General features: G+C 46.1%; 7 protein-coding genes. All 7 read right to left on the reverse strand.

What is annotated here, in order from left to right:
- Positions 1-416 (reverse strand): dihydrodipicolinate synthase family protein (locus KIH43_RS00005; RefSeq protein ID WP_297716552.1); only part of this gene is annotated, 416 nt, incomplete at its 3' end.
- Positions 417-527: 111 nt separating this feature from the next.
- The gene (locus KIH43_RS00010; RefSeq protein WP_297716542.1) at positions 528-1,058 is read right to left on the reverse strand and encodes a methyltransferase domain-containing protein; all 531 of its coding nucleotides are present in this window, start codon (positions 1,056-1,058) and stop codon (positions 528-530) included.
- A gap of 8 nt (positions 1,059-1,066) precedes the next feature.
- Positions 1,067-2,269 (reverse strand): tryptophan--tRNA ligase, encoded by a 1,203-nt coding sequence (locus KIH43_RS00015; protein WP_297716544.1) that lies wholly within the window; start codon positions 2,267-2,269, stop codon positions 1,067-1,069.
- A 33-nt stretch (positions 2,270-2,302) separates the two neighbouring features.
- Positions 2,303-3,151, reverse strand: a complete 849-nt coding sequence (locus KIH43_RS00020) for a 3',5'-nucleoside bisphosphate phosphatase (RefSeq protein ID WP_297716546.1) — start codon at positions 3,149-3,151, stop codon at positions 2,303-2,305.
- Between the two features lie 9 nt (positions 3,152-3,160).
- On the reverse strand, positions 3,161-4,264 hold the full coding sequence (gene zapE / locus KIH43_RS00025) for a cell division protein ZapE (protein WP_296968998.1): 1,104 nt from the start codon (positions 4,262-4,264) through the stop codon (positions 3,161-3,163).
- Positions 4,265-5,701, reverse strand: coding sequence for a dihydrolipoyl dehydrogenase (gene lpdA, locus KIH43_RS00030; protein ID WP_297716548.1), 1,437 nt, complete (start codon positions 5,699-5,701; stop codon positions 4,265-4,267).
- A gap of 12 nt (positions 5,702-5,713) precedes the next feature.
- Positions 5,714-6,320 (reverse strand): 2-oxo acid dehydrogenase subunit E2 (locus tag KIH43_RS00035; RefSeq protein ID WP_297716550.1); only part of this gene is annotated, 607 nt, incomplete at its 5' end.

A 6,320-nucleotide genomic window follows, 5' to 3' on the forward strand; every position in this document is an offset into this window, starting at 1 on the left:
GCTAAATCAGCGACTGTCCGGCCCGGGACGTTGTACAAAATGACGGGCAAATCAACTGATTCAGCAATTTTCTTAAAATGCGCAAACATACCCTCTTGGGTTGGCTTGTTGTAGTAAGGGACCACCTGAAGGCTGGCATCTGCACCAACCTTCTTGGCAAATTCAGTAAGCTCAATAGCCTCTGCAGTGGAATTACCGCCAGTACCAGCGATGACTGGAATACGTCCAGCAATGTGATCAACCGTTACACGAATGAGTTCGCAATGCTCTTGAACGGAAACCGTTGGTGATTCACCGCTTGTTCCCACAATCACAATGCCATCGGTTCCTTCTGCGACATGCCAATCCAGTAAAGACTTCAATCTGGCAAAATCTAGACTGCCGTCCTCAAACATCGGAGTAACAATTGCTGGCATGCTTCCAGCGATGATCTTTTTGCTTCCTTTGGAATGGGTAGTATTTGTCACCGAATTTTTACCAATTTTTAAGCTGTCTTAACCTGGAAATTGTAACGGAATACGCCTTTTTTACGCCTCTTTTAGGGCACAGAGGCGCTGAACCATGGCTGGCTTAGGTTCATCGGTATAAATATCCTCATATGCTAATACCTTCAAGGCGTGGCGGGACGCTAAAGCCAGCAATTCCCCTGAATTTAGCAAGAAATTGGGATTAGAGGGCTTACCAAATTGGGCATTTCCTTGAGCAAAGGTTTCGTAGATCAAAAGCCCTCCTTTACCCAACATCTCTGGCAAGCGGTCCAAATAAGGTCTGTGGAGATAATTGGTCACCACGATAGCGCCAAATCCAGCCTCTGGTATTGGCCAGATATTACCCTCCAAATCCAAGGCTCTAGTTTCAACGCGAGCAGTTTTGCTCTTTTCTAAGGCAGAGACATCTTGATCTACAGCCAATACTGAAAATCCTTGTTGCGCTAAATAAATTGCATGTCTTCCAGCGCCACAGGCAAGATCCAACACCAAACTCCCCCGAGGAATCTGAGGGGCAAAACGCTTCACCCAGGGAGAAGCGCTCAAAAGTGGGTCATGCGTTGCTGCCAAGGGTTTCCTTAATCGTATGCAAGGCCCATTGCTTCCCTGACCTCGCGCATCGTCTCTTGCGCAACTTTTCGCGCCTTGTCGCAACCGTCCGCAATGATGGAGCGTAGAAGGCTTGGGTCATCGAGATATTTTTGGGCACGCTCAAACATGGGTTGCTGTTCGGCCAATATGGCATCAATCACAGGTTGCTTACACTCCAAACAGCCGATGCCTGCAGATTTGCAGCCCTTATCAACCCGTTGCTTCGTATCTTCAGAAGAATAGACAGTGTGTAATTGCCAGACTGGGCAACGAGCTGGATCGCCTACATCCGTTCTGCGAACCCGCGCAGGATCAGTGGGCATGGTCCGAATCTTTTTAATGACATCTTCAGGCTGCTCTCTTACGCTAATCGTATTACCGTAAGACTTTGACATTTTTTGACCATCTATACCTGGCATCCGCGACGCTGCTGTCAATAAGGCTTGAGGCTCTGGCAGAATAATTTTGCGAGCACCCTCCAAGAAACCAAATAATCTTTCACGATCAGCCATGGAAAGACTCTGCGCTTCTTGTAAGAGAGCCTTAGCTTGCTCCAAAGCATCCTCGTCACCACGCTCTTGAAATGCCACACGCAATTCCAAGTACATTTTGGCGCGCTTGCTTCCCAATTTTTTTACGGCCTCAAGCGCCTTCTCTTCAAAACCCGGCTCGCGACCGTATAGATAATTAAAGCGCCTTGCAACCTCACGAGTCATTTCAACATGGGGAACCTGATCTTCGCCAACCGGCACAAACTGTGCTCGATAAATCAAGATATCGGCCGCTTGCAGTAGCGGATAACCTAAAAATCCGTAGGTCTGAAGATCCTTCTCTTTGAGCTTCTCGATTTGGTCTTTATAGGTTGGGACGCGCTCAAGCCAACCCAATGGTGTGCCCATAGAAAGCAGCAAAAAGAGTTCTGCATGCTCAGGCACCTTACTCTGAATAAATAAGGTTGCTTGATTGGGATCGACGCCTGCAGCAAGCCAATCAAGCACCATATCCCAGACCGACTGCTCAATCACATCCGGTGTTTCATAGTGCGTGGTTAAGGCATGCCAATCCGCTACAAAGAAAAAACAAGGATACTCAGATTGCAAACGCACCCAATTTTTTAATACTCCGTGGTAATGGCCAAGATGCAAATTTCCAGTAGGTCGCATACCAGAGAGGACACGTTCAGCAAACATCGTTTTCTTTTTCTTTGTTAGTAATGAATGAGATTAATGAAATACAGACCAAACCGGTGTTAAATGGTCTGGCAAGTGTGGCAATACACCGAGATCAATATGACTTTCATTCGGATCATGAAAGTCTGAGCCCCTTGAGGCCAAGAATCCATATTGCTGCGCTACTTTTCCATAGGTTTGGTATTGATCAGGGCTGTGGCTTCCAGTAATCACTTCAATCCCAAGGCCGCCAATATCTTTAAATTGCTTATATAACTCTTCCATTTGCATGGAGTTAAATGGGTAACGACCAGGATGGGCAATCACTGCCACTCCGCCCGCAGCCTTAATCCAGGCAACAGCATCTTCCAAGCTAGCCCACTGATGCGGCACAAATCCTGGCTTGCCTTCTACTAAATAATTTTTGAAGACATGTTCCGTATCCTTGCACACGCCCTGCTCAACCAAATAACGCGCAAAATGCGTACGAGAGATTAACTGATGATTGCCAGCGAAATGTAATGCGCCTTCATACGCACCAGGAATGCCAGCCTTTAACAATTGGTCGGCCATCAGTTGAGCGCGATTTCCTCGACCTTCACGGGTGCGACGTAAGCCCTCAATGATTCCTTGGTGATCTGCATCAATGCCCAAGCCAACAATATGAATGGTTTGATTCATCCAAGTTACGGAAATTTCGACACCCGATAAATAATCCATTTTCAATGCATTAGCCGCGTCTTTGGCGCGCTTTTGACCACCTAACTCATCATGATCGGTAAGAGCCCACAAATGTACCCCATTCGCCTTGGCACGTTCAGCCAAAGCTTCGGGCGTGAGAGTGCCATCAGAGACCACAGAGTGGCAATGTAGATCGGCATTGGGAGAGGAAAGACTGCTCATGACCCTATTTTAGGTCAAGCTGGTATCAATTACCCGGCGAGGAGCATCCAAATAATCACGGGACTGCATTTCAATCAATCTAGAGACGGTTCTGGAGAATTCTGCCGTAATTTGACCTTCGGTATACAAATCAGGAGCTGGCACCTCAGCCGACATAATCAGCTTGATTTTGTGGTCGTACAGAACGTCAATCAGCCATATAAAACGACGTGCTTCATTGGTCATTTTGGGAGGCATGTAGGGAACGCCTGAAAGCATCACCGTATGAAACTGATTAGCAATCTCCAGATAATCATTTTGTGAGCGCGGGCCACAACATAAGGTTTGGAAGTCAAACCAAACCACCCCATCGGCCATATGTAATGGTTTTAATTCACGGGATTCGATATGCAAAACTGGATTGGGTGTTTCCGGCTGATTACCAATCAGCGTCTGAAACATTTGCCCTAACGTTGCTTGAGTTTGGTCATTAAGAGGCGTGAGATATGCCTCAACTTGAGCCATCTGCACTCTTCGATAATCATTTCCAGCATCCACGTTGAGCACATCTAATTTTTCTTCTAGCAATTTAATCGCTGGCAAGAGTCGGTCACGATGCAATCCATTGGGATATAACTGATCAGGACGGTAATTGGATGTCATGACAAACTGCACCCGATCGGCAAAAAGCGCATTGAGCAAACGATACAAAATCATGGCATCAGCAATATCGTTAATGTGAAATTCATCAAAACAAATTAATCGATAGCGATTGGCAATGCGCTTGGAGAGTTCATCTAGCGGGTCTGCAAGCCCAGAAAGTTCATGAAGTTCACGGTGAACTTCACGCATGAATTCATGAAAGTGAATGCGAATTTTTTTCTCTAATGGTGATGCTGCATAAAAGCAGTCCATTAAGAAAGACTTGCCACGACCTACGCCACCCCACAAATAAAGACCACGTGGAAGCGTTGGTTTAAATATTTTCTTTTTGAGATTGTTACTACGGATGCCTTTATAGGCTATCCATTCGTCTTCACACTTTTGCAACCGTTCAACAGCACGAAGCTGCGCGGGATCGCTTTGATACCCGCGCGCTTTTAACTCTTGATGGTAATACTCAATGGTTTTCAATTACATATTGAGTGCGCGTTGATCTGTCGCTAATGCTGCTTCGCGCATCACTTCTGACAAACTTGGATGCGGATGACAGATACGTGCAATATCCTCAGCTGCTGCTTTAAATTCCATTGCTACAGCGGCTTCAGCAATCAAATCAGAAGCATTGGCGCCAATAATGTGAACTCCGAGAATCTCATCGGTTTTCGCATCAGATAACACCTTAATAAAACCATCGGCACGACCCATACCCAATGCGCGACCATTAGCAGCGAATGGGAATTGACCAGCCTTGTAGGCAATGCCAGCTTCTTTGAGAGCCTGCTCTGTCTTACCAACCCATGCAATCTCTGGATCGGTATAGATAACCCAAGGAATGCAGTTGTAATCGATATGAGGCTTTTGACCAGCAATCACCTCTGCTGCGAGAACGCCTTCGTCTTCAGCCTTGTGTGCCAACATCGGTCCACGTACTACGTCACCAATCGCATAAACGCCTGGGGCTGCAGTTGCGCATGTATGGTCATCAATAGGAATAAAGCCGCGCTCATCCACTTTGAGACCAATCTTATCGAGACCCAATTTTTCAGTGTTTGGCACGCGACCAACAGAAACGATCAAACGATCGCACTCCAGTTTTGCCGCTTTGCCAGCGCTATCAGTGTAGTTCACCACTACACCCTTTTTATCCGCCTTCACATCACCGATCTTCACACCCATATTGATGTTAAGACCCTGTTTAGTGAATAACTTTTGCGCTTCTTTTGCAATGCTGACATCGCAAGCAGCCAAGAAAGATGGCAATGCTTCGAGCACAGTTACTTCAGAACCCAAACGACGCCAAACAGAACCTAGTTCCAAACCGATCACACCAGCACCGATAACACCCAATTTCTTAGGCACAGAATCAAACTTGAGAGCGCCTTCGTTATCGCAGATCAATACGTTATCTACTGGAATACCTGGCAAATGGCGGGCCTTAGAACCTGTCGCAATAATCACGTTCTTAGCAGAAACGGTTGCTTTGTCCTTGCCATCAATCTTGACTTGATAGCCATCTGCACCCTTACCTTCAAAAGAAGCATGTCCCTTGAGTAAGGTGATTTTGTTTTTGCGGAACAAATACTGAATACCGCCAGTCATTTTGGTGACAATATCGTCTTTGCGTTGCACCATCTTCTTCGAATCAATGCTGACTGAGCCAACTTTGATTCCATGATCTGCAGCGTGGCGACCAATCTTCTCGAATTCTTCAGAAGATGCCAACAAGGCCTTAGACGGAATGCATCCCACGTTAAGACAGGTACCTCCTAAGCGTGGTTCACCTTTAGGATCGTCATAACTATTGGATTCAGCGCAAGCAACTTTAAAACCGAGTTGCGCCGCACGAATAGCAGCAATGTAGCCACCAGGACCACCACCAATTACGAGTACATCAAAAGCTTGGCTCATGATTTTCCCTTCTTACAAATCAAGGAGAAGACGTGAAGGATCTTCCAAAGCATCCTTCATGGCAACCAAACCAAGTACAGCCTCGCGACCATCAATAATGCGGTGGTCATAAGACAATGCTAAATAGTTAATTGGGCGCACGACGACTTGGCCATTCTCAACCACTGCACGATCTTTTGTAGCATGAATACCAAGGATGGCAGACTGTGGAGGATTAATAATTGGTGTAGAGAGCATAGAGCCAAACACACCACCGTTAGAGATGGAGAATGTACCGCCAGTCAACTCTTCAATAGATAACTTACCTTCACGAGCCTTAACGCCAAATTCAGCAATCTTCTTCTCGATATCGGCCAAGTTCATTTGATCAACATCACGCAAAATTGGCACTACCAAACCACGTGGTGAGCTAACGGCGATACCAATATCAAAGTAGCCGTGGTAAACGATATCGTTACCATCAACAGAAGCATTCAAAAGTGGGAATTTTTTCAAAGCGTGTGTTGCTGCCTTCACAAAGAAAGACATGAAACCCAACTTCACACCGTGAGTCTTCTCAAATTGATCTTTGTACTTATTGCGCAATGCAATCACTGGACCCTGTCTCTTATACACATCT

It is taken from the genome of Polynucleobacter sp. (assembly GCF_018500155.2).
GTDB lineage: Bacteria > Pseudomonadota > Gammaproteobacteria > Burkholderiales > Burkholderiaceae > Polynucleobacter.

Coding starts and splice junctions, on each gene's coding strand:
- KIH43_RS00015 (WP_297716544.1), bottom strand. CDS start 2,269: ATGTTTGCTGAACGTGTCCTCTCTGGTATGCGACCTACTGGAAATTTG.
- KIH43_RS00020 (WP_297716546.1), bottom strand. CDS start 3,151: ATGAGCAGTCTTTCCTCTCCCAATGCCGATCTACATTGCCACTCTGTG.
- lpdA (WP_297716548.1), bottom strand. CDS start 5,701: ATGAGCCAAGCTTTTGATGTACTCGTAATTGGTGGTGGTCCTGGTGGC.